General features: G+C 70.3%; 19 protein-coding genes. 10 read left to right on the forward strand and 9 right to left on the reverse strand.

Translation table 11 applies throughout. The features are described 5' to 3' along the window. Together KIP79_RS47685 and KIP79_RS34465 are read right to left on the reverse strand one after the other, a co-directional pair. Positions 1–1602: extracellular catalytic domain type 1 short-chain-length polyhydroxyalkanoate depolymerase (locus tag KIP79_RS47685; RefSeq protein WP_250214320.1), on the reverse strand; the 1602-nt coding region annotated here is incomplete at its 3' end. A gap of 143 nt (positions 1603–1745) precedes the next feature. Continuing rightward, a complete protein-coding gene (locus KIP79_RS34465) occupies positions 1746–2783 on the reverse strand; it encodes a LacI family DNA-binding transcriptional regulator (protein WP_308170044.1) in 1038 nt (345 codons plus the stop codon). Positions 2784–2917: 134 nt separating this feature from the next. Here KIP79_RS34465 and KIP79_RS34470 point away from each other — a divergent pair, with 134 nt between their 5' ends. From KIP79_RS34470 to KIP79_RS34480, 3 genes are read left to right on the forward strand one after another with little or no spacing between them, the layout of a single operon-like run. Continuing rightward, a complete protein-coding gene (locus KIP79_RS34470; protein WP_214109160.1) occupies positions 2918–4117 on the forward strand; it encodes an ROK family transcriptional regulator in 1200 nt (399 codons plus the stop codon). Beyond that, positions 4114–5373: a 6-phospho-beta-glucosidase gene (locus tag KIP79_RS34475; RefSeq protein WP_214109161.1), complete on the forward strand. Its 1260-nt coding sequence runs from the start codon at positions 4114–4116 to the stop codon at positions 5371–5373. Before KIP79_RS34470 ends, KIP79_RS34475 begins: the two co-directional genes overlap by 4 nt. Then, a complete protein-coding gene (locus tag KIP79_RS34480) occupies positions 5370–6389 on the forward strand; it encodes an N-acetylglucosamine kinase (protein ID WP_214109162.1) in 1020 nt (339 codons plus the stop codon). The genes KIP79_RS34475 and KIP79_RS34480 overlap by 4 nt, the downstream gene beginning before the upstream one ends. Here KIP79_RS34480 and KIP79_RS34485 read toward each other — a convergent pair. The 3 genes from KIP79_RS34485 to KIP79_RS47690 form a co-directional block, all read right to left on the reverse strand. Further along, complete coding sequence (locus tag KIP79_RS34485; RefSeq protein WP_214109163.1) at positions 6368–6808, reverse strand: Lrp/AsnC family transcriptional regulator; 441 nt, start codon at positions 6806–6808, stop codon at positions 6368–6370. The two genes, KIP79_RS34480 and KIP79_RS34485, sit on opposite strands and share 22 nt — an antisense overlap. A gap of 89 nt (positions 6809–6897) precedes the next feature. After that, positions 6898–7548 carry a hypothetical protein gene (locus tag KIP79_RS34490; RefSeq protein ID WP_214109164.1) on the reverse strand — a complete coding sequence of 217 codons (651 nt, stop codon included), beginning with the start codon at positions 7546–7548 and terminating at the stop codon, positions 6898–6900. Between the two features lie 94 nt (positions 7549–7642). Further along, on the reverse strand, positions 7643–9265 hold the full coding sequence (locus tag KIP79_RS47690; protein WP_250214321.1) for a fibronectin type III domain-containing protein: 1623 nt from the start codon (positions 9263–9265) through the stop codon (positions 7643–7645). 247 nt (positions 9266–9512) lie between these two features. Between KIP79_RS47690 and KIP79_RS34505 the strand changes: the two genes are divergently transcribed. Together KIP79_RS34505 and KIP79_RS34510 are read left to right on the forward strand one after the other, a co-directional pair. Further along, positions 9513–9878, forward strand: a complete 366-nt coding sequence (locus KIP79_RS34505) for a hypothetical protein (RefSeq protein ID WP_214109165.1) — start codon at positions 9513–9515, stop codon at positions 9876–9878. Between the two features lie 26 nt (positions 9879–9904). Then, a complete protein-coding gene (locus tag KIP79_RS34510) occupies positions 9905–10729 on the forward strand; it encodes an alpha/beta fold hydrolase (protein WP_214109166.1) in 825 nt (274 codons plus the stop codon). A 46-nt stretch (positions 10730–10775) separates the two neighbouring features. Here the strand turns inward: KIP79_RS34510 and KIP79_RS34515 are convergent, their stop codons facing one another. Together KIP79_RS34515 and KIP79_RS34520 are read right to left on the reverse strand one after the other, a co-directional pair. Beyond that, on the reverse strand, positions 10776–11426 hold the full coding sequence (locus tag KIP79_RS34515; protein ID WP_214109167.1) for a hypothetical protein: 651 nt from the start codon (positions 11424–11426) through the stop codon (positions 10776–10778). Positions 11427–11603: 177 nt separating this feature from the next. Next, entirely contained in the window at positions 11604–12707 is a 1104-nt protein-coding gene (locus KIP79_RS34520) for a hypothetical protein (RefSeq protein ID WP_214109168.1), read from the reverse strand. A 201-nt stretch (positions 12708–12908) separates the two neighbouring features. Between KIP79_RS34520 and KIP79_RS34525 the strand changes: the two genes are divergently transcribed. Together KIP79_RS34525 and KIP79_RS34530 are read left to right on the forward strand one after the other, a co-directional pair. Continuing rightward, complete coding sequence (locus KIP79_RS34525) at positions 12909–15944, forward strand: NACHT domain-containing protein (protein WP_214109169.1); 3036 nt, start codon at positions 12909–12911, stop codon at positions 15942–15944. A 104-nt stretch (positions 15945–16048) separates the two neighbouring features. Next, on the forward strand, positions 16049–17236 hold the full coding sequence (locus KIP79_RS34530) for an MFS transporter (RefSeq protein ID WP_214109170.1): 1188 nt from the start codon (positions 16049–16051) through the stop codon (positions 17234–17236). On the opposite strand, the gene KIP79_RS49040 is transcribed toward KIP79_RS34530, so the two are convergent. Further along, on the reverse strand, positions 17226–17708 hold the full coding sequence (locus KIP79_RS49040; protein WP_214109171.1) for a uroporphyrinogen decarboxylase/cobalamine-independent methonine synthase family protein: 483 nt from the start codon (positions 17706–17708) through the stop codon (positions 17226–17228). The genes KIP79_RS34530 and KIP79_RS49040 overlap by 11 nt on opposite strands. A 159-nt stretch (positions 17709–17867) precedes the next feature. Between KIP79_RS49040 and KIP79_RS34540 the strand changes: the two genes are divergently transcribed. Continuing rightward, on the forward strand, positions 17868–18008 hold the full coding sequence (locus KIP79_RS34540; protein WP_214109172.1) for a hypothetical protein: 141 nt from the start codon (positions 17868–17870) through the stop codon (positions 18006–18008). Positions 18009–18044: 36 nt separating this feature from the next. Next, positions 18045–19013, forward strand: a complete 969-nt coding sequence (locus tag KIP79_RS34545; RefSeq protein WP_214109173.1) for an endonuclease/exonuclease/phosphatase family protein — start codon at positions 18045–18047, stop codon at positions 19011–19013. Here KIP79_RS34545 and KIP79_RS34550 read toward each other — a convergent pair. Further along, positions 19010–20512: a sensor histidine kinase gene (locus KIP79_RS34550; RefSeq protein ID WP_214109174.1), complete on the reverse strand. Its 1503-nt coding sequence runs from the start codon at positions 20510–20512 to the stop codon at positions 19010–19012. The genes KIP79_RS34545 and KIP79_RS34550 overlap by 4 nt on opposite strands. 237 nt (positions 20513–20749) lie before the next feature. Between KIP79_RS34550 and KIP79_RS34555 the strand changes: the two genes are divergently transcribed. After that, positions 20750–22762 carry an erythromycin esterase family protein gene (locus KIP79_RS34555; RefSeq protein ID WP_214109175.1) on the forward strand — a complete coding sequence of 671 codons (2013 nt, stop codon included), beginning with the start codon at positions 20750–20752 and terminating at the stop codon, positions 22760–22762. The last annotated feature ends 107 nt before the right edge of the window (positions 22763–22869 follow it).

Here is a 22869-nt window from a genome sequence, read left to right on the forward strand (position 1 = left end):
GACCGGCTCGATCACGTAGCCCTCACTCCACTGGGTCTGGGTGGTGGCCGTCGCCGAGCAGCCGCCGCCGGTGCCGCCGCCCGTGGTGGTGAAGGTCGCCAGCGCCGAGTTGGACGACAGGTTCCCCTCGCCGTCCCGGGCCTGGACGAACACCTGGTACTGGGTGCTGGCCGTCAGGCCGGTCAGCGTGATCGAGTTGGTGGTCGGGGAGCCGAGCAGGGTGTCGGTGGTGCCCACCCGCCGGTAGACGTTGTAGCCGGCCAGACCGCTGCCACCGGTGTCGGTGGAAGCCGTCCAGGTCAGCGTCGCACCCGAAGAGGTGATGTTGGACGCCGTCGGCGTGCCCGGCGTGGTCGGCGGCGTGGTGTCGGTGGTGCCGCCACCAGTGGTGGTGAAGGTGGCCACCGCCGAGTTACCCGACAGGTTGCCCGCACCGTCACGCGCCCGGACGAGCACCTGGTACTGCGTGCTCGCGGTCAGCCCGGTCAGGTTGACCGAGTTGGTGGTCGACTGGGCGATCAAAGTGTCGGTGGTGCCCTGCCGCCGGTAGATGTTGTAACCCGCCAGGCCCGAGCCGCCGGTGTCGGTGGAGGCGGTCCAGGTCAGCGTCGCACCGGAGGAAGTGATGTTGGACGCGGTCGGAGTGCCCGGGGTGGTGGGCGGGGTGGTGTCGGTGCTCGGCGTGGTGTTGAGGCCGAAGAACTGGATGGCCATCGCCGCCTGGCCGCTCAGCGGCAGGCTGTGGCCGGTGTTGGCGATGCTGATCGCCTCGACCTTCAGGTTGCCGCCGCTGTCGCGGTAGCGGGTCCGGGTCCAGCCGGACTGCGGCGTGTCGGTGGAGGTCGGCGTCTGGCTCAGGCCGTGGACGTTGGTCCACTGCTTGATCTGCTCGTTGAAGTTCGGGTACGCCAGGGTGGTGTCGGTGGTGCCGTGCCAGATCTGCATCGGCGGCCGGGCGCCGCTGTAGCCGGGGAAGGCGTTGCGGACCAGGTCGCCCCACTGCTGCGGGGTCATGATCCGCTGGCCGGAGGAGCACTGGCTGTTCCACGACGAGCCGTCGGTGGTGGCGAAGCAGGCGAACGGCACGCCCATGAACGCCGCCCCGGCCTTGAACACGTCCGGGTACGCGCCGATCAGCACGTTGGTCATCATGCCGCCCGAGGAGGCGCCGGTGACGTAGACGCGGTTGGCGTCGCCGCCCCGGTTCTGGACGGCCCAGCGCACCATGGACACGATGCCGACCGGGTCGCTGCCGCCGTTGTGGGTGAGCGCCTGGGGCGAGGACACGTCGAAGCAGGAGCCGCTGCGGGTAGCGGTCGGGTAGATGACGATGAAGCCGTACTGGTCGGCCAAGGAGGCGAACTGGGTGCCCGAGTAGAAGGCCTGCCCCGAGCCGGTGCAGTAGTGCACGGCGACCAGGATGGGCGGGTTCGGCTGGACGTTGTCCGGCACGTAGATGTGCATGCGCAGGTTGGTCGGGTTGGTCCCGAAGTTGGTGACCTCCACCAGGGACGCCGCCGAGGCCGGCCGGGCGAGCACCAGGCCCGCCAGGACCAGCACGGCGGTGAGGGCCATACGGAATGGGCCTATCAGCTTCGCCATCCGCCTTCTCTCCTTTGAAACATTTCAGAAGAATGACCGATCGCATTCGCCGCGAAAGCTACGCAGGGCCCGGAACCCGGTCAAGGAGAGGGCCGGGCGGCCGGTCTGAGCAGCAGCTCAACCGGTCCGGCCGGCGGAAAGTTTCATCGGGAGGGCGGCGCGGTGCTGTCCCGGACGACGAGGGTGGTGGCCAGTTCCACCCGGTGCTGGGCGGGCTCCTCGCCGGTGGCCAGGGCGATGGCGATCTGGGCCGCGGCGGCGCCCATGGCGGTGAGCGGCTGGCGCACGGTGGTCAGCGGCGGGCCGACCCAGCGGGTGAACTCCAGGTCGTCGAAGCCGACCACGCTCAGGTCGTCGGGCACCCGCAGCCCGGCCTCCCTGGCCGCCTGGATGACGCCCAGGGCCTGCAGGTCGTTGCCGGTGAAGACGGCGGTGGGCGGGTCGGGCAGGGCGAGCAGCTCGCGGCCGAGGGCCAGGCCGTCCTCGAAGGCGAAGGCGCCGTCGCGGATCAGGGCGGGGTCCACCGGCACGCCGGCGGTGTCCATCGCGGCGCGGAAGCCGTCCAGGCGGGCCCTGGCGCACAGGAAGTTGGGCGGGCCGCTGATCTTGGCGATCCGGCGGTGGCCGAGGTCGAGCAGGTGGCGGGTGGCGGCCACGCCGCCGCTCCAGTTGGTGGCGCCCACCGAGGGGATGGTGTGGCCGGGGTCGCCGGTGGGGTCCAGCGCGACCAGCGGGATGGCGCTGGCGGCCAGCTGGCCGTGCTGCTGGGCGGTGAACCCGGCGTAGACGGCGATCACGGCGGTGGGGCGGCGGGCCAGCACCTGCTCCAGCCAGCCCCGGCCGGGGGCCAGCCTGCCCCGCATCTCGGTGAAGCCGACGGCCAGCTCGTGCTCCCTGGCCACCGACTCCACGCCGCGCATGAGCTCGATGGCCAGATGGCTCTCCAGCACGGAGAAGACCACTTCCAGGATGGCGGCGGGGCCGACCGCCTCGGGGCGGCGGTAGCCGTGCTCGCGCAGCAGCTCCTCCACCTTGCGCCGGGTGTCCAGGGCCACACCCGCCCGACCGTTGATCACCTTCGACACGGTCGGCGCGGACACGCCGGCCATCCGGGCGATGGTGGCGACCGTCATCTCCCCCCGGCGCCGGCCACGCCGGTACTCCGGATCGATCGCCGTCACGCCGCGTAGTGTACCGGACCACTCGAAACGGTTACGAGTCGGTTGCGAGGTATCGTCCGACTTGACGGGTTCGGAAAGTTTCTTTACTTTCTACTGACAGTTAGGAAGCTTTCCTAATTTGGAGGAACCACCCCGTGAGCCGCTCCCTGGCCGGTACGCCGAGCCTACTGCGTGCCATCAACGACCGCGCCGCCCTGGAGATGCTGCTCGACCGGGGCCCGCTGACGCGCCCGGAACTGGGCGCGCTCACCGGCCTTTCCAAGCCGACCGCCTCCCAGCTGCTGGCACGGCTGCGGGAGGCCGGCCTGGTGGTGCTGGACGGGATCAGGGAGGGCCTGCCCGGCCGTACCGCCGAGGTGTACCGGATCAACGCCGGGGCCGCGCACGTGGCCGCGCTGGACGTGACGCCCGCGCGTATCGAGGCGGCGGTGGCCGACCTGACCGGCACGGTGCTGGCCACCCACCGGCTGGCCACGCCGGGCAGGGCGGGCGGGGACGTGGTGGCGCGGGTCCGGGCCGCCCTGGCGGGGGCCGGCCAGGGCCTGCCGTCGCCCGACCGGGTCGTGATCGGCATCCAGGGCGCGATGGACCCGGCCACCGGAAGGCTCGGCTACGCCGCGCACATCCCCGGCTGGCACATCCCCGACCTGCTGGGCACCCTGCGCGACGGGCTGGGCGTGCCGGTGGACGTGGAGAACGACGTCAACCTGGTGGCGCTGGCCGAACAGGCGCACGGGACCGCGCGCGGGCACCGCGACTTCACGCTGCTGTGGGCCGACTCGGGGATCGGGTCGGCGCTGGTGCTCGGCGGGCGGCTGCACCGGGGGGCCACCGGGGGCGCCGGGGAGGTCGGGTACATGCCGGTCGCCGGCGCGCCCACCGCGCGCGAGGTGGGGCGGCGGGCCGATCACGGCTTCCAGGCGCTGTCCGGAGGCCCGGCCGTGCTGCGGGTGCTGCGCTCACACGGGTTGCGCGGCACCACCCCCGCCGCCGCGGTACGCCACGCCGTACGGGCTCTGGATAAGGGCGCGCCCGAAGGGCGGCGGGCACTGCGGGAGATCGCGGAGCGGCTGGCGACGGGGCTGGCGGCGGTGACCGCGGTGGTCGATCCGGAGGTGGTGGTGCTCTCCGGAGGCATGCTGCTGGCCGGTGGGGAGCCGCTGCGGGCCATGATCGAACAGGAGTTGCACGCGCTCTGCCTGCCCCGGCCGCCGGTGCGGCTGTCCACGGTCGAGGGCAACCCGGTGCTGGCGGGCGCGCTGCACCTGGGCCTGGGCGAGGTCCGCGACGAGGTTTTCAGCTCGACTCTGAACCTTCCGAAGGAGGCGCTGTGAAGCTGGCCGTGGTCGGGGGCGGCTCGACGTACACGCCGGAGCTGATCGACGGGTTCGCCCGGCTGCGGGCCGAGCTCCCGCTGACCGAGATCGCCCTGATCGATCCGGACGAACAACGGCTCGCCCTGGTCGGCGGCATGGCGCGGCGCATGCTGGCGCGGGCCGGGCATCCGGCGGCGGTGAGCACCTGGACCGACCGGGCCGCCGGGGTGGCCGGGGCCGCGGCGGTGCTGCTCCAGCTGCGGGTGGGCGGGCAGGCGGCCAGGAACGTGGACGAGACGCTGCCGCTGGACTGCGGCTGCGTCGGGCAGGAGACCACCGGCGCGGGCGGGCTGGCCAAGGCGCTGCGGACCGTCCCGGTGGTGCTGGAGATCGCCGAAACCGTACGGGCGCACGCCCCGGACGCCTGGATCGTCGACTTCACCAACCCGGTCGGCATCGTCACCAAGGCCCTGCTGGACGCCGGGCACCGGGCCATCGGCCTGTGCAACGTGGCGATCGGCTTCCAGCGCCGCTTCGCCGCCCACCTGGGGGTGGCGCCCGCCTCGGTCGAACTCGGGCACGTCGGCCTCAACCACCTCACCTGGGAGCGCTCGGTCAAGGTGGACGGGCAGGAGGTGCTGCCCAAGCTGATCGAGGAGCAAGGGGAGGAGATCGCCGCCGACATCGGGCTGCCCGTCTGGGTGCTCCGGGAGCTGGGCATGGTGCCCTCCTACTACCTGCGCTACTTCTACGCGCACGACCAGGTGGTGGCCGAGCAGCGGGCCAAGCCGTCCCGGGCGGCCGAGGTGAAGGCCGTGGAGGACGCCCTGCTGGAGATCTACGCCGACCCCGCCAGCGACACCAAGCCGGAGCTGCTGGACAAGCGCGGCGGCGCCTACTACTCCGAGGCGGCGGTCGCGCTCATCGCCTCCCTGATCGGCGACCGGGGGGACACCCAGGTGGTCAACACCCGCAACGGGGACACGCTGCCGTTCCTGGACCCCGAGGCCGTCATCGAGGTGCCGGCCACGGTCGGCGCGCACGGCGCCACCCCGCTCCCGGTGGATCCCGTCCAGCCGCTGTTACGCGGGCTGATCGCGCACGTGTCGGCGTACGAGACGCTGGCGCTGGAGGCTGCGCGGCACGGCGGCGAGCGGCGGGTGCGGGATGCGCTGCTGGCCAACCCGCTGATCGGGCAGGCCGACCTGGCCGCCGACCTGGCCGGGCGCCTGGTGGCCGCCAACCGGGCCTACCTGCCGTGGGCGGCCCGATGAGGACCGTGCTGGCCGTGGACGGCGGCAACAGCAAGACCGACGTGGCCCTGATCGCCGAGGACGGCACGGTGCTGGCCACCGCCAGGGGCGCGGCCTTCCTGCCGCAGAGCGTGGGCGTGCCCGCCGCCATCGACGCGCTCCACGCCGCGGTACGGCAGGCTCTCCCGCACGCCGTTTCCCCCTACGCCGACCACATCGCCGCCTACGTGGCCGGGGCCGACCTGCCCGTCGAGGAGGACCGGCTGACCGCCGAACTGCTCTCCCGCGGGTACGGCCGCGGCGTGGTGGTCGGCAACGACACCTTCGCCCTGCTCCGGGCGGGCACCGAGGCCACCTGGGGTGCCGCCGTGGTGTGCGGGGCCGGGATCAACGCGGTCGCGGTCGCCCCGGACGGCCGGGTGGCCCGCTTCCCCGCCCTGGGCCGGATCAGCGGCGACTGGGGCGGCGGGTCCGGTCTGGCCGAGGAGGCGTTGTGGCACGCCGTACGGGCCGAGGACGGCCGGGGGCCCGCCACGGCGCTGACCGAGGTGGTGCGGGGCGTGTTCGGCACCCGCACGGTGGAGGAGGTGGTGATCGCCCTGCACTTCGAGGAACTGCCCACCGAGCGCCTGCACGAACTGGTGGCCCCGCTGCTGGCCGCCGCCCCCGGCGACGCCGTGGCCCGGTCGGTGGTGGAACGGCAGGCCGAGGAGATCGAACTGCTCGGCACGGTGGCCATGCGCCGGGTGGACCTGCTGGACGCGCCCTGCGAGGTGGTGCTCGGCGGCGGCGTGCTGACCGCCCGCGACCCGCTGCTGACCATGCTGGTCGAGCAACGGTACGCGGCGAGCGCGCCACTGGCCCGCCTGGTGATCCCCGACCTGCCGCCCATCGCGGGGGCCGCCCTGCTCGGGCTGGACCGGCTGGGCGCCACGCCGGACGCGCACGAGCGGGTGCGCGACCACTACGCCGGGAACGCCGGACGGCCGCGCCCCTTCCCCGAGGGCGCGGCCGCTTATACCGAGGGTGGCCGGTAGTCGTAGGGGGTGCTGAGCACCACCGTGGTCCGGGTGGAGACGTTGGCCGCCGCCCGGATCTGGTTGAGCAGATCCTCCAGGGCCAGTGGCGAGGCCACCCGGACCTTCAGGATGTAGCTCTCCTCCCCCGCCACGCTGTGGCAGGACTCGATCGCCGACAGGTGGCGGAGGCGATCCGGCGCGTCGTCGGCGGCGGCCGGGTCGATCGGCTTGATCGAGATGAACGCGGTGAGCGGCAGCCCGATCTCGTCGTAGTCCACCAGCGCCGCGTAGCCGCGGAGCACGCCGCGTTTCTCCAGCCGCCGCACCCGCTGGTGCACCGCGGAGACCGAGAGCCCGGTCTCCTTGGCGAGGTCGGTGAAGCTCATCCGCCCGTCGGCGGCCAGCAGCGTCACGATGCGGCGATCGATCTCCTCCACCCCGCACACGGTAGTGCCGTCTTGACCTTCCCGCGCCGCTAAGTGGTCACGGCCTGATTCCATCACACGCGCGACGGGGCCGGGCCGGTTCAGTCGGCGATGGCGCTGACGAAGGCGACCTCGTAGCCGCGGGCCTTGGAGCCGCGGACGTGCATCAGCAGGGCGCCGCCCTCGTAGGAGTAGGCGCAGGAGTAGCCCTTGGGCTCCTTGGTGCAGCCCTGCCAGAGGTACTTGACGCCGTTCGGGTCGTACTTGGCGCGGAAGAGGCAGTACTGCCCCTCCTTGCCCTTGGAGTCCGTGCAGACCGCGTCCTTCTTGGCGACTTCCAGGCCCATGTTGCGGTCGTTCTTGGTCCAGGCCTTCAACAGGTACTGGGCGACGGTGGCCGGCTTGGTGGCGTGCCGGGAGCGGTAGACCTTGGTGACCTTGCCGCCGGTGACGACCATGCCGATGCCGTCCAGGTCGCCGGGGACGTTCACGCTGGTGTGCTTGAACCGGCAGAAGTTGCCCTTGCAGCCGGCGAAGACGTCGGGGGCGCGGAAGACGTAGGCGAAGATGCTGGAGACCGCGGCGGGGGTGGCGACCTTGGCGGCGGCCACCTTGTCGTTGTGCAGCCAGGCGTTGAAGAGCTTCTTCGCGACGGTGGCGGGGGCCGGGGCGGCGGCCTGTGCGGCGGTGGGGAAGATTAACGCGGCCGAGGCCGCGAGGGCGGCGGTGCCGAGAACCATTCGACGAGACATGCGGCGAATTTAACGGTCTTTCCTTGCACGCGGCTTGCATTCGGGCCACCGGCCGGGGCCCCCGGTGCCACCTGGGGACCCCGGCCGGTGGGAATCAGGGAGAGGTGCAGGTGTAGGCGGACGGGGTGGCGGTGTTGCCGTTGGGGCGGCTGGCCTGGAAGCCGAAGCTGGTGTTCTGGCCGGCGCCCAGATTGCCGTTGTAGCCGAGGCTCTTGGCGGTTACAGTCTGGCCGCTGACCGTGAGGGTCGCATTCCAGGAACCGGTAATGGTATGGCCGGCGGGCAGGGTGAAGGTGACCGTCCACCCGGTGATCGCGGAGGTTCCCGCGGTCACGGTGACCGGTTGCACGACGTACCCGTCGCCCCACTGGGTCTGCACGGTGCCGGTCGCGGTGCAGGCGCCGCCGGTGCCGCCACCGGTGGTGGTGAAGGTCGCCAGCGAGGAGTTGCCGGACAGGTTCCCGGCGCCGTCACGCGCCCGGACGAACACCTGGTACTGCGTGTTGGCGGTCAGGCCGGTGAGGGTGACCGAGTTGGTGGTGGACGTGGCGATCTGGGTGTCGGTCGTGCCCACCCGCCGGTAGACGTTGTAACCGGCCAGGCCCGAGCCGCCGCTGTCGGTGGAGGCGGTCCAGTTCAGGGTCGCGCCGGTGGAGGTCACGCCGGACACGGTCGGGGTGCCCGGAGTGGTCGGCGGGGTGGTGTCCACCGGCGGCGCGCTGGTGGTGAAGGTGGTCAGCGCCGAGTTGCCCGACAGGTTGCCCGCGCCGTCACGCGCCCGGACGAACACCTGGTACTGGGTGCTGGCCGTCAGCCCGGTCAGGGCGACCGAATTGGTGGTGGACTGGGTGAGCAGGGTGTCGGTGGTGCCCACCCGCCGGTAGACGTTGTAGCCCGCCAGGCCCGAGCCGCCGCTGTCGGTGGATGCCGTCCAGGTCAGGCTGGCCCCGGTGGAGGTGATGCTGGACGCGGCCGGGGTGCCCGGCGTGGTCGGCGGAGTGGTGTCCGTGGGGGTGCCGCTGAGCAGCGGGGTCAGCGACGGGTACCACTTGTCGGACATCTTCTGGTCGCCGGCCGCGTTCGGGTGGACGCCGTCGTAGGTGTCGGTGGTGGTGTTGAAGTTGGTCCACTGGTCCACCACGGTGATCGGCGAGGCCGCGGTGGTCTTGCCCGCCGCCCACGCGGGGATGGCGTTGTTGAAGTCGATCACCCGCTGCGGGCAGGCGGCGCAGGCGCTGGCCGCCATGGGGATGATCTTCGCGACCAGGATCTTCATGTTCGGGTTGTTGGCCCGCATCTGGTCGACCAGCGTGCTGAAGGCGCTCAGGATGGTCGCCGGGGCGATGTTGCTCCACACGTCGTTGGTGCCGAAGTGCATGAGCACGATGTCGGGGTTGGTGGCCGACAGCCAGCCGGGCAGCTGGTTGGCGTTGGCGACGTTGGTGGCCAGGAAGCCGCCGTGGCCCTCGTTGTCGCCGTCGTAGGACACCCCGCAGCCCTGCGGGCCGAGCGTGCCGACGAAGTCGATGTTGGTGTAGCCGGTGCTCTGCAGCCGGTTCCACAGCAGCGCCCGCCAGCAGCCGGGCGAGCCGGTGATCGAGTCGCCCAGCGGCATGATGCGCACCGGCGCGGCCTGGGCGGGTCCCGTGACACCGAAGACCACCGCCCCTACCATCGCCAGCACGATGGCGAGAAATGTTCTGAGTTTGTGGCGCATTCGCTCTCCTCTGATCGGGTCAAGCGATGCTAGGAGGCCACTGATCGCCTGAGCAGGCCACGGGCCGCCCAAAATCCGCTACCTGCGCTTTCCTGGATTCGGCAATGAAACATTCGCCATTTCGGCCCTGGACGCCCAGGCGCAAACCACCGGCCGAGACCTCCGCACATTTCTGAAATATCCGAAATTTCGGGATGTTTGAGGCGGGTGGGCGGGGTACGGCGGGTGGGGAGGAGGGAACGCGACCATGACCGTGACACGATTCAAGGACCTGCCGCTGGCCTCCCGGGACCGCGAGTGGGACGGCGACGCCGCCGAACGCCGCGTCCGCAAGTGGGCCGACGCCGAGGACGCGCCCGACGCCGCCTACCGCGACGCCCACGTCTGGTACGACGGCGCCCACCCGAAGAACTTCGGCAGCTACAAACTCCTCATCGCCGACGTCATCAAGGGCCGTCTGACGGCCGTTCCTCGCGCCATCATGTCCGCGGGCGGCATCGTCCAGGGCGCCCGCGGCGGTGTGGACATCCCCGGGACCGATATGCCCCGCGTCAAGTCCCACCTGGCCAAGTACTACAAGAAGATGCACGACACCGCCCCGTGGGAGCGGTAGCCGCGTTTTAGCGAAGGAGCAGGGCCATGGCCTATGTGACCGCCGCTGATGGAGCGCACATCTACTACAAGGACTGGGGCGAGGGGCGGCCCGTGGTGTTCAGCCACGGGTGGCCGTTGCAGGCCGACAGCTGGGAGTCGCAGATGCTGTTCCTGGCCGAGCGGGGGTTCCGGTGTCTGGCGCACGACCGGCGGGGGCACGGGCGATCCAGTCAGACCTGGTCCGGGAACGACATGGACACCTATGCCGACGATCTGGCCACACTGGTGGAAGAGCTGGATCTGCGGGACATGTCGCTGGTCGGGTTCTCCACCGGGGGTGGGGAGATGGCCCGGTATGTCGGGCGGCACGGGACCTTCCGGGTGCGGTCGGTGGCGCTGGTGTCGGCCGTGCCGCCGTACATGCTGAAGACCGACGACAATCCGGGCGGGGTGCCGGTGGAGGTGTTCGACCGGTTGCGGGCGGCTTCACTGGCGGATCGCTCGCAGCTCTACCGGGATCTGGCGGATGGGCCGTTCTTCGGGGCCAACCGGCCGGGGGCGAAGGTGTCGCAGGGGATGCGGGACGCGTTCTGGCGGCAGGGGATGCAGGCCGGGCATCGGGGGGCGTACGAGTGCATCGCGGCCTTCTCGGCGACCGACTTCCGGAGGGATCTGGATTCCTTCAACGTGCCGACGCTGGTCGTGCACGGGGACGATGACCAGGTGGTGCCGTTCGAGGTGGGCGGTCAGGCGTCGGCGGCCCGGATCAAGGGCGCCACGCTGACCGTGTACCCCGGGGCGCCGCACGGCCTCATCGAAACCCACAAGGAGCGGCTCTGCGGCGATCTGCTGGAGTTCCTGTCCTCCTGACGCTCCGTAACCGGGTACGGGCCTCCACGGAGGAGGCCCGTACCGGTCAGAACGGGTGGTACTTCAGGACGGGGGCGAGGGAGAACAGGGGTTCGCCCGCTTTGAGTGCCGGTTCGCCGACGATGCGGTTGACGATTTCGGCCAGGGCCGGGGACGCCTTGAAGTGCCAGGGAGTGAGGCCGCCCAAGCCGCCCTTCTTCACGCCCGCGATGGAGACCAGGGCCTCGGGGGCGAAGCAGGTGGCCAGTTGGACCTCCTTGTCCTGGCGGACGCCGTTGATCACGGGCTTGGCGTACGCGCCGCAGGGCAGCACCCGGATGGCGAAACCGTCGTCGATGGTGAGATGGTTACCGGTGCCGGGCTGGGTGAGGGAGAAGCCGCCCGGGTAGCAGATGCGTCCGTCCAGGCCGATGCTGTCGTACTGCATGCCGATGGGCATGCGGATGCCGAGGTCCTCGCCGTCCTTGCCCCGCACCCGGGAGACCGGCCGGACGGCGTCCCAGACCGCGCCGTACTTCTTGATCAGCGCCCTGATCCGGGGCTCCCAGAGCACCGTGGCCTCGCCCCAGGGGGAGAAGTACAGGCCGCCCTTGGCGCTGGAGCAGTACTGCGGGCGCGGCGCCGACGCGGCGGCGATGGTCGGCAACGGGGTCAGGGTGAGAACCGCGGCGGCGAGCGCGGTCGCGAGGCAACGCATGATCGTCACTGTAGGTAACGAAGAGCGCCGGATGGTGACAGACACGCACGCGCGGCCATTGACCAGAACCGCGAAGCATGCCACGTTTGTTGTCGAAAACTCTCGGAACAATTTCGAAAGTTTTCGTCCCCACATGTGGAGGCGCCGGCGGATCGGCGCCCGCCGGCGCCTCCATCTCTAGAACTGTGACGTGTACGTGACGAGCGACTGGCGGTCCACCTGCGTCGTCGTGCTGTAGCACACCACGTCCCGCACGACCGCCTGGCTTCCGGTGCTCAGCCAGAGCGTCAGCAGGTTGCAGTACTCGGGCCCCGGCCCGAACGCGGTCGCCTGCACGTGGTCACGGAGGATCCCCATCCGGGGGAAGATCACCAACCGCATGCCGGGACCGGCCGTCTGCACGGTGTTCACCGCGCCCTGCGAGTTGTAGTTGATCCCCACCGGCACCGGCGCGTACGGACCCGGGTTGGCGGCGCTGACGTCGAAGGTGTAGGCGAAGTACTTCGGCGGGATGGCGGCTCCCGTGATCGCCCGTTCCCGCTGGTAGGTCAGGGACCAGCCGGTGTTGAACGGGTTGTTGACGGCGTCGTGGCACCGCACCTCGACCGTCTGCACGGCCGCCGCCGGGCTCCAGTTGCCCACCTTGCACCTGGCCGGGGCGGTGGGGTTGACGGCGGTCGCCTGGAGGCCGCCCGCCGGGGCCGGGGCGCCCAGGCCGGGGAAGGTCACCCGCCAGACGCCGAGGCCGAGCGGGACCACGGTGTTGACCGCGCCGACCGAGTTGTACTGGCTGACGATGGCGGCGCCGTTGTGGTGCACGTAGCCGAACGCGTGGGTGCCCGCGGGGAGCAGGCCGGTGCTCTCCTCGTACATGACGGTGAACGGCACCCAGATGGGGGCGCCGCCGAAGCGGTAGCAGCGGACCGAGACCAGTTCGTCGGGCCCGACCGCGTTCCACTTCTCGGCCTGGCACCAGACCGGCTGGTTGGTCACGGCCGTCACGTGCACCACGCCGCCGGGCCCGCCGATCTGCGGGAAGCGCACGAACGTCTCCCCCGGTGCGCCGGGAGTCACCGAGACGCTGAAGGCCGCCGGCCAACTGCCCGCCTGGTGGTTGGGGTCGGGCACCCCGGAGGGCACGTCGACGAAGGCGAAACCCCACCGGTTGGGTACGGCCGCCTGCGCCTGACCGCCCAGCGCGGTCAGGCCTGCCGCCGCCATCGCCAGCGACAGCACCGCGAGGAGAATCCGGCGCAGAGGTAATCGGATTGTCGTCACCATAGTTCCCTTTCCCATCGGAAACGGCCACTGCGGCCCTTACACCCGTTCATAGGACGGAAATCTCACAACGAGAAGACTCAACTTTTGAACTCACCTTCGAGTCACCGAAAAGCCGTCCTGTCAAGCCCATTTGAACTGCATATTCGAGTAACTCGGGAAAAGATCGGCGGATGCCACCCGCGAACGATTCATGGATAGGCCATGATGAAGACCGTGGACCCTTCTGCCGTGGCCGGCGCCGTCGCGAAGTCGGTACTCAACCTCGCGGCCAAGCCGTTCATCACCAGGGCACAGAACCACCTGGCCCGACGCGGAAAACTCCGGACCAGCGATGTACGGCAGACGCTCTCCTTCATCCCCGGGCCGCACATCGGACAGTTGGTCACCCTGGGGCTGGTGGAGCATCTCCCGGCCGGGGTCACCTTCCACCAGGTACGCCAACTCCTGAACACGCCGGCCTTCAAGTCGACCGCGCAGAAGTACATCGCCCTGCACCTGCACGGGGTCGCCGACGACCACCGGCCGCAGGTTTCCACGCTGCTGCGCGACCAGTTCAGCCGGGCGTTCCCGCACGCCGACCGAGGCGAGCTCCACCGTTACGCGGTGCAGCTGGACACCGTGCTGGAGCAGTCCTGCGCCCAGGTGGCCGAGCAACTACGCGAACGGCTCACCGACCAGCGAGCCGGAATGGACTGGGCGGGCGCGCTGCTGTCCCTGGACACGATCAGGGCCATCGAACACCACGTCGCCCTGCTCAGCACCCGCGAGAGCGACACCGGGGAGCAGCGCGAGAACTGGCTGGAGGGCTACCGGAACCGGTTCGCCCAGGCACACGCCAAGATCCAGCTGCCCAACGTGGGCTTGCGTCGCGGGGTCGACCACGGCGACCTATACGTCCGCCCCGACCTACTCTGGCACCTGAACGCCGCCGAGCCACAACTGGTCAGCGGCAAGGGGACATCGAGCTCGGCGGTCTTCCCGGACCTCAGCAGTCCGCCCTTGATCCACGGCGACCCGGGCGCCGGCAGGTCACTTGCCGCGTGGCAGCGCAGTGGTCCGCCCTTGGTCCTCGGGGACCCGGGCGCCGGCAAGTCAATCCTCGCGCGGCAACACGGCGGGGTGACACTCAGCTCGGCGGACTTCCTGGACCGCATCGACCGGTCGGTGATCCTCGGCGACCCTGGTGCGGGCAAGTCCACCGCCAGCGGACTGTTCGCGCTGCTCTGGCTGACCGAAGGGCGCGGGGTGCCCTTCCACCTGGTGCTCCGGCAGCTGCGGTTCGAGGAGTCCGGGTTCAACCTCGTCAGCGAGATCGAGCGGGTGCTGGCGACGACCTACCAGCATCCGCCGCCCGCCGGGCTGGTGGAGGAGTTGCTGCACGAAGGCTCTGCGTTGATCGTCTTCGACGGGTTGGACGAGTTGCTCTCCCCGGTCCAGCGAGAGCAGACCTGCCGCATCATCGAGACCGCCAGCGCGGCCTACCCCAGCGCTCAGATCCTGGCCACCTCCCGGCGCATCGGCTACGAGGCGGCCCGGCTGGCGCCGGAGGTGTTCCAGGAATACACCCTGTGGCCGTTCAACGAACGGCAGATCGCCGAGTACGTCGGGAACTGGATCCGGCTCGGCGAGCCCCAGCCCGAGGAGCAGGTGAAGCAGCGCGTCGACAAATTTATGGTGCAGAGCAAACCCATTTCCGACCTGCGCACAAATCCATTGATGCTGGCATTCATCTGTATGCTGATGGACGCCGAGCTGGAGATTCCGGGTAACCGATATCAGATTTACAGCAGCTGCGCCCATCTGCTGCTTGAACACTGGGACAGAATGCGGGAGCTGGCCAAAACCAATGTCGAGCGCCACTCCTACGAGGTGGCGCTGAGCGAAGTGGGATATGTCTCGCTCCGGCGGCCGGAACCGGGGATGACTGAGGAGGAGGTCAAGGAGATCCTCGTCCGCAATTTCCTGGCCGAGTCCATGGCGGACCGAAACCGCGCCCGCGAGAGCGCGCACGCGCTGATCGAGCTGTGCCGAGGCCGAGCCTGGATGTTCACCGACATCGGCCGGGACCGGCTCCAGCGGGAGCTGTTCGACTTCACGCACAAGAGCTTCAGAGAGTACTTTGCGGCCCAGCACATGGCGCGACGCTCCGCGAGCCCTGCTGAGTTGGCCGACCAACTCGATGAGCTGATCGCCTCCTCCTCCAACGAAGTGCTGGTGCAGATCTGTCTCAGCGTGGCCGACCGCCAGTTCGTGGCGGGCTCCTCGGCGACGCTTCTCCAGCTCCTGCGCCGGCCGGAGATCGCGTCCTCGGACACGGCGCTGAACTGCCTGATCAAGGCCGCAGATGGGCTTCCGTTGGTTGAGGGGGCGCTAGCGGCGCTGGCGAAGGCCGTCGTCGAAGTCCACCCAACATCGTCGGTCTCCGGCGGCATGCTGCTGCCGCTCATGCGCGCCAAGTCACTTCACGAGTGCCTCCCTCTGATCGCCGCCGCAGTACAGCGTCGGGTCGAGCGCGAAGGCCCAGCAGCCATGACGCATCTGATCAAAGTCCCGGGTGTGTGGGAGTTGTGCGTGCGACATGGTGTGGTGGACTTCAGTCCGGATTCACGCTGGCCACACCCTTCGGTGAGCATGCTCGCACAGCGGCTGTTCGAAGGTGATCTGGACTTCTTGACCAGTACCCCCAACTCCAGCTTGGCTCTGTGGCTGTCGCGAGCCATGGCGGAGGAACCGCGCGATCCCGTCAGGACGAAAAGGGCACTGGCTCTGCTCGCATACGTGGGCAGGTCGACGGCGGAAATCTTCAGCCGAAGCTCGCTACCTGACAGCCCTGCAGACGACCTGACTCTAGAGATCAGCTGCCCGGAATCCCACAAACCAGCCCTTATCATCCCTCAGGCCGTGGTCGGTTTTCATGCGCTACAGACCGACCAGGCCGCTGGTTTGCTCGGCGCCGCACTCCGCCGATGCGCCGGGCACCGGCCGGACGTACAGGCGGGCATGTTGTTCGTGCTCATGGGCCACCTCGAACTGGCCCAGCGATACTTCTCCTCCCAAATCAGCCTGCTTCCGCCTGTTGCCACCGCACTGTCACATGCGCGGCGAATCGGCAGAGTCGTCCAGCCGCTCCCCGGCTTGAACCGGCTTCCTCCCGCCAACCGGGAAGTCCTCGACCGCTGGATCGACGGCACATTTTCGATCTTCGAGTTCCCCGAGGAGGGGACCGCCGTCTCCTGACCATCGTTTGACCGCTCCGCCAACCCCTGGACGACGGATCACTCCGATGATCTGCTCATGAGAGCGCTCCCACTGATCGCCCAGCTGCCCGGAAGGACACCGCGATGGGACACGGCCTGCGCAAGGCCCGGATCGGCACCACGCTCACGTTCATTCTCGCGGGGATCTTCTCCGGGACGCTCGCCGTCCGCGTACCCGCCCTGGCCGGCAAGCTCGACCTCTCCGAAGGGCAGCTGGGCATCGCCCTGCTGGCCTGCGGCATCGGCTCGCTGCTGAGCATGCAGGCCGCCCGCCCGCTGATGCGGCGCGCGGGCAGCCACCGCCTGCTGGCCGTCACGGGACCGCTCTGCTCGGCGGCACTGGCGCTGCTCGGCCTGGCGCCGACGTACCCGCTGCTGATCCTGGCGGCTAGCGCGTTCGGGCTCGCCTTCGGGCTGCTGGACGTGGCGATGAACGCGCAGGGCGCGGCGGTGGAGGCGGGGTACGGCCGCCCGCTGCTGAGCGGCATGCACGCCGGATGGTGTTTCGGCGCGATCGTCTCCGGCCTGCTCGGCTACCTGGCGATCGGACTGGGGCTGACCTTCACCACGCACCTGACCGCCGTCGGAGCGGCCGGAATCCCGGCCGCCCTGGCCCTGATGCCCACCTTCCTGAAGGACTCCCCCGCCGACGAGCAGAACGGCGGATCCCGGAAGGGGCTGCCGAACGTCGTCTACCTGCTCGGCGTGGTGGTCTTCGCCGCCTTCACCATCGAGGGCACGGTCGCCGACTGGAACGGCCTCTACCTGCGTGACGTGCTCGGCGCGCCGGAGTCGGTGGCCGCGCTCGGCTACCCGCTCTTCGTGGCGGGCATGCTCGGCGGCCGCCTGGCCGGTGACCGGCTCCGGGCCAGGTACGGCGCCCGCACCCAGCTGACCATCGGCGGCCTGGGCGCCGCCGCCGCGTTCGCCGTGGTGGTCACCGCCCCCAGCCCGGCGGTGGCCATGCCGGTGCTGGTGCTCGCCGGGCTGGCCATCGCGCCGGTGATCCCGTTCGCGCTCTCCCTGGCGGGCGCGGCCGATCCCGCGCAGTCCGGCCCGGCCATCGCGCAGACCGCCACCATCGGGTACGCGGGCCTGCTGCTCGGGCCGGTGATCATCGGGTTCCTGGCGGACGCGACCTCGCTGCGGGTGGCCCTGAGCTTCGGCCTGCTGCTGGGCGTGGCGATCACGATCGTCTCCCGGTTCCTGCCCTCGGACCGGCCGGCGCGAGCCGTACCGGGGGCGAGGACCAAGGAGACGGTCAGCGGCTGAGTTCGGCGCGGACGGTGGCGGCGGCCTCGGTCATCGCCTGGAGTTTGGCGAAGGCGACCTCGCGCGGCAGGTACTTCATGCCGCAGTCGGGGGCGATCTGGAGGCGCTCGGCGGGGTGGTACTCCAGCGCGGCGCGGATTCTCGCGGCGATGATCTCCGGGGGTTCGACACTGGGGTCGTTGAGGTCCACCACGCCCAGGATGACGTCCTTGTCCGGGAGGGCGGTCGCGAAGCGGTTGGAGTAGCTCTCGCGGCGGATCTCCCCGTCGGTGAGGATGTCGATGCCCGCCCGTTCCATGTCCCGGATCGCCACCACGGTGGCGTCCTCCTGCGCCTGCGCCAGCCACTCCCCCGGCACCCGCCAGATCTCCCTGGCCCGCACCCGGGGCGGCAGCCTGCTCCCCAGCATCTCCCGGTCCACCAGCCAGTCCGGCTGCGGATAGCTGCCCACCACCGTCGTCACCAACACCACCCGGGCCACCTCCTTCCCCTGAGCCTCCGTCAGCATCCCCTGCGGGGCAAGGCATTCCTCAGGCGGAACCGGTCGGCCTTGGGTGGAACGACCGCTGGAACGAAATGTCACGCGGTACTGGCTGGAAAGTCCATTTGACGAGGGGCAACAGTGAGCGACATGTACGCAACGACGGGGCTGCGAGCGGGGGTGTTCCACCGCCACGAGTGGCAGGAGATCGAGCGTATCGGGCGGGTGGTCACCAGCTGGTGCCCGTGCGGGAAGACCAAGACCCGGGTGGTGCGGATCACTACGATCTGATCGGATCTGAGGCCTGATTCGGGGGGTTGGCGGAGCGTGCCCGTTCTTGCAAGGAAACGCCGCTGGACGGGGGTGGCCGCCTGGACGGTCACGGGAATGTTCGCGGTGTGGGCGGCGCTCCGGCTGGTTCCCGGGGATGTGGGTTTCCACTGGGTGCGGCTGGTGGCGTTCACCCCGGTGGTGGCGTTCTGCTCGCCGGTCGCCGTGGCGGTCGCGTCACTCGCCCGCCGATGGTACGCGGCGGGAGTCGCCGGGCTGGTCTGCCTGGTGATGGCGGCGCTGGTGGGACCCAGAGCGCTGCCGGGCGAGGTCGCTCCCCCGCAGGGGCCCCGGCTGCGGGTGCTGTCGGCGAACCTGCTCGTCGGATCGGTGCCCGGGGAGGCGCTGGTCCGGCTGGTACGGGACCTGCGGCCCGACGTACTTGCCCTACAGGAACTCACCCCCACCGCGGCCGAAGCCCTGCGCGATGCGGGCCTGCACGAACTACTGCCGCACCAGGCCCGCGAGGCCCGTCCCGGAGTCGGGGGATCGGGAATCTACTCCCGTTTCCCGGTCAACCAGCGCGAGGTCATCGACTTCGGCGGGTTCGCCCAGCTCAGGGCCACGGTCGAGGCTCCGGGCCGGAACGTGGACGTGGTCTCCGTGCACCCGTGCGCGCCCGCCCGCGCGGACAAGTACCGATGCTGGGCCGACGGCCTGGCCGCGCTGCCGCCGGCGGACGGCGACGCCCGGGTGCTGATGGGCGACTTCAACGCGACCCTCGACCACGCGCGGATGCGCGCCCTGCTGGCCACCGGCTACCGGGACGCCGCCGACGCCACCGGGGACGGCCTGGCCACCACCTGGCCGGTCATCTCCTGGCGTTTCCACGGCGTGCCGATCCCCTCGGTGACGCTGGACCACGTCCTTGCCGGCGGGGGAACGCGGGTGCACGCCTTCAGCACCCACGTCCTTCCCGGAACCGATCACCGGGCCGTTTTCGCCGACCTCACGCTCCAGCGCTAACGATGCCTGCTGAACACCCCGCCGGTGACCAGACGCCGGATCTGGGTGAAGACCGTGGCCGCCCGGTCGGTCTTCGGATGTCCCGCCTGCCGGTCGAGGAGAATCGTCCAGGTCCGGGGCTGCTCGGGCGCGGGCTGGGGTGTCACGGCGACGCCCTTGCTCAAGGGAAGGCGCAGCACGAACCGTGCCCCCCGGTCGCTGTCCTCGATGCGCAGGGTGCCCCCGTGCGCCTGGGCGATCTCCCGGGCGATGGCCAGCCCGAGCCCGGTCCCCCCGGAGTCCCGGTCGCGTGCCGCGTCCAGACGGGTGAAGCGTTCGAAGACCCGCTTGCGGTCCCCGGGGGCGACCCCGGCGCCGTCGTCCAGGACCTCCAGGACGGCGCTCCCGTCCTCGGCGCGTACGGTGACGGTGATCTGGGAGGTGGTGTGCCGTTCGGCGTTGTCGAGCAGGTTGACCAGCACCCGGGTGACGCGCAGCCGGTCGCAGTCGACGCGCACGTCCGGCTGGAGGCGCCTGACGATCATCGCCCGGTAGGCGCGCTGGTCCAGTTCGGCGCCGGCCAGCCGGCCCAGGTCGGTCGGCTCGCGGCTGAGGGGGGCGCCCGCGTCCAGCCGGGCCAGGGCCAGCAGGTCGGTCACGATCGCCTGGAGCCGGTCCACTCCGGCGAGCACCGCCGTGGCCGTGGTCGGCCAGTCGGTCTCCTCGGGGAACATGAGCGCCTCGTCCAGTTGCGTCCGCATGGCGGTGATGGGGCTGCGCAGGTCGTGGGAGGCGTCGGAGGTGAACCGCCGGAGCTGCTCGTAGGCGCCCTCCAGGCGGTCCAGGGTGTCGTTGACCGTCTCGGCCAGGACCTTGATCTCTTCGTAGGTGTGGTTGTCCGGCACCGGGACCCGCCGGTCCAGCTGGCTGGCGGTTATGTCGGAGAGTTCCCGCCGGATCGCGGTCACCGGGGCAACCGCGTTGGCGATGTCCCGGTACGCCCAGCCGGTGACCACGGCGCTCACCAGCAGGGAGGTGCCGATCGCCAGGAGCACCGCCGTGGAGTTGCCGTACCAGGGGACCGTCGGGGTGGCCACGTAGAGCCTCCAGATGCTGTCCGGCTGGAAGATGTTGTACGCGGCCACGGTCTGGCACCCGGTCAGCCCTGCCGGCGGGCAGAGCACCCGGACGGAGCGGGTGGCCCCGTCGTCGGGGCGGAAGGTGGCGATCGGAGGTTTGCCGACCAGTTGGGCGCTCGCCGCGACCGGTTTGCCCTGGGCGTCCAGGACCTGTATCGCCGCGTCGTCCTCGTCCGGCAGCACCGAAGGGAGCGGTCCCTGCCGGATGAGTGGCACCACCCGGCTAAAGGCGGCTATTTCCTTGGCCAGCGCGTTGTCGGCTTCCTTGCTGCCCGCGTACATCAGGAAGAGCGTGCTGAGAAACAGGCACATCAACGCCATGAAGGCGCCGGTGATCATCGTCCTGCGGCCCAGGAACGATGACCGTTGCCACTTCACCATCAGACCTCCTCCCGAATGAGCGAATTTCCCCTGCCGAGTCAAAGAACCCCGTTGACCTGCAAAAACGTCCCGAAGGATGGCAAAGTTTTCGGACGGGCGCAGTTGACCAACGCTGGGTTCGACAGGTAGGGCAGGAGTTTCCACGGCCACGCCATACGTCGGATGTGAGCTGTTAAACACCGGGTTGGTGCCCCTGGAGCGGGGTAGGGTTCCTGGTTCTCCAGGGAGGCGGTGGCCATGGTGAACCGCTTGTTCCAGGATCGGGCCGACGCCGGGCGCGTGCTCGCGGGTCTGCTTGAGTCGTATCGCGGTGAACCCGATCTGGTCGTGCTGGCGCTGCCCCGGGGCGGGGTGCCGGTGGCGTACGAGATCGCCAGGGCCCTGGACGCCCCGCTCGACGTGTTCCTGGTGCGCAAGCTCGGCGCTCCGGGGAGCGGGGAGTTCGCCATGGGGGCGATCGCCCGCGGCGGGACGATCGTCGTGAACGACGACGTGGTCCGGGCGCTGGACATCTCGCCGGAGACCATCGAGCAGGTGGCACAGCGCGAGGGACGGGAACTGCTGCGGCGCGAGCGGATGTACCGGGAAGGGCGTCCGCCGCCGGACCTGGCCGGCAAGACGGTCATCGTGGTCGACGACGGCCTGGCGACGGGCGCGAGCATGCACGCCGCCGTGCGCGCGCTCCGGTCCCTCCGGCCCGGCCGGATCGTCGTCGCGGTGCCTGCGGCGCCGGAGTCCACCTGCGCGGAGCTGGCGGCCGAGGTCGACGAGGTGGTCTGCGCCGCCACGCCGTCGCCGTTCGTGGCGGTGGGGCACTCCTACTGGGACTTCACCCGGACGACCGACGAGGAGGTGCGCGACCTCCTGCGCGCCGCGCCCATCGCGCGGGTCCCCACCACCGGAGCGGGGATCCACACGGACGTCGCGGCCGTGCGATCGGAGGCGCTGCCCACCGAGGACGGTGTGCCGAACGACGATCTGCTGTTCGAGCTGGTGGGGGATGCCCATTTCGTCCTGATCGGTGAGGCGTCCCACGGTACGCACGAGTTCTACGCGGCACGCGCGCGCATGACCCGCCGACTCATCCAGGAGAAGGGCTTCTGCGCCGTGGCGGCGGAGGCGGACTGGCCCGACGCCTACCGGGTGAACCGGTACGTACGCGGTCGTAGCGACGACGTCACCGCCGAGCAGGCGCTGCGCGGCTTCGCGCGGTTCCCGGCCTGGCTGTGGCGGAACGAGGTCATGCTGGACTTCGTCGGCTGGCTGCGCGCGCACAACGACAACCTCGGCGGCGACGAGGCGGCCAAGGCGGGCTTCTACGGGCTGGATCTGTACAGCCTCCACCGGTCCATCCAGGAGGTGATCTCCTACCTGGAACGGGTGGATCCGGCCGCGGCCGCGCGGGCGCGGGAACGGTACGCCTGCTTCGACCACAGCGCGGACGGCGACGGCCAGGCCTACGGGTTCGCCGCCGCGTTCGGCGCGGGCGAGACCTGCGAGCGCAAGGTCGTCGAGCAGCTCTTCGACCTGCAGTGGCACGGGCTGGAGTACGCCCGGCGGAACGGCCTGCTGGCCGAGGACGCGTTGTTCTACGCCGAGCGGAACGCGCTGGTGGTCAAGGCGGCGGAGGAGTACTACCGCACCATGTTCGGCGGCCGCGCCTCGACCTGGAACCTGCGCGACGAGCACCTGGCGGCGACCCTGGACGCCCTGGCCAGGCATCTCAGCCACCGGCGGGGCGAGCCCGCCAAGATCGTCGTGTGGGCGCACAACTCCCACGTCGGCGACGCCGCCGCGACCGAGGCGACGGCCCGGGGCGAGGTCACCGTCGGCCGGCTGGTCCGGGAGCGGCACCCGGGCGACTGCCGCCTCATCGGTTTCACCACCTACACCGGCACGGTGACGGCGGCCGACGACTGGGGCGGACCCGCGGAACGCAAGCTGGTACGTCCCGCGCTTTCCCCGTCGATCGAGGAACTGCACCACGAGGCGGGCGGCAAGGAGTTCCTGCTCTTCTTCGACGCCGCGCCGCAGACCAGGGAACTCCTGCGAAAGGTGCTGCTGGAGCGGGCGATCGGCGTCGTCTACCGGCCGCGGACCGAGCGGCGGAGCCACTACTTCCTGGCGCGCGTCTCCGAGCAGTTCGACGCGGTGATCCACATCGACGAGACTCGTGCCGTCGAACCCCTCGAACGCACCGCGGGGTGGGAAAAGGGAGAAGCATCGGAAACCTATCCGTTTGCCGTCTAACTGGTGGTAATGGTCTGTCCAGCCCTCCACAGGCAACGAAAAATCACTCGCTGTATCCGTACCGGCTGCGGGAGCATGGCTGCGGGGTCGGTATTCAGGGGGGCGGA

This window comes from Acrocarpospora catenulata, assembly GCF_018476525.1.
Taxonomy (GTDB): Bacteria; Actinomycetota; Actinomycetes; order Streptosporangiales; family Streptosporangiaceae; genus Acrocarpospora; species Acrocarpospora catenulata.

Coding starts and splice junctions, on each gene's coding strand:
- KIP79_RS34525 (WP_214109169.1), top strand. CDS start 12,909: ATGATGAAGACCGTGGACCCTTCTGCCGTGGCCGGCGCCGTCGCGAAG.
- KIP79_RS34550 (WP_214109174.1), bottom strand. CDS start 20,512: ATGGTGAAGTGGCAACGGTCATCGTTCCTGGGCCGCAGGACGATGATC.
- KIP79_RS34505 (WP_214109165.1), top strand. CDS start 9,513: ATGACCGTGACACGATTCAAGGACCTGCCGCTGGCCTCCCGGGACCGC.
- KIP79_RS34510 (WP_214109166.1), top strand. CDS start 9,905: ATGGCCTATGTGACCGCCGCTGATGGAGCGCACATCTACTACAAGGAC.
- KIP79_RS34490 (WP_214109164.1), bottom strand. CDS start 7,548: ATGTCTCGTCGAATGGTTCTCGGCACCGCCGCCCTCGCGGCCTCGGCC.
- KIP79_RS34520 (WP_214109168.1), bottom strand. CDS start 12,707: ATGGTGACGACAATCCGATTACCTCTGCGCCGGATTCTCCTCGCGGTG.
- KIP79_RS47690 (WP_250214321.1), bottom strand. CDS start 9,265: ATGCGCCACAAACTCAGAACATTTCTCGCCATCGTGCTGGCGATGGTA.
- KIP79_RS34555 (WP_214109175.1), top strand. CDS start 20,750: ATGGTGAACCGCTTGTTCCAGGATCGGGCCGACGCCGGGCGCGTGCTC.
- KIP79_RS34530 (WP_214109170.1), top strand. CDS start 16,049: ATGGGACACGGCCTGCGCAAGGCCCGGATCGGCACCACGCTCACGTTC.
- KIP79_RS34540 (WP_214109172.1), top strand. CDS start 17,868: ATGTACGCAACGACGGGGCTGCGAGCGGGGGTGTTCCACCGCCACGAG.
- KIP79_RS34480 (WP_214109162.1), top strand. CDS start 5,370: ATGAGGACCGTGCTGGCCGTGGACGGCGGCAACAGCAAGACCGACGTG.
- KIP79_RS34515 (WP_214109167.1), bottom strand. CDS start 11,426: ATGCGTTGCCTCGCGACCGCGCTCGCCGCCGCGGTTCTCACCCTGACC.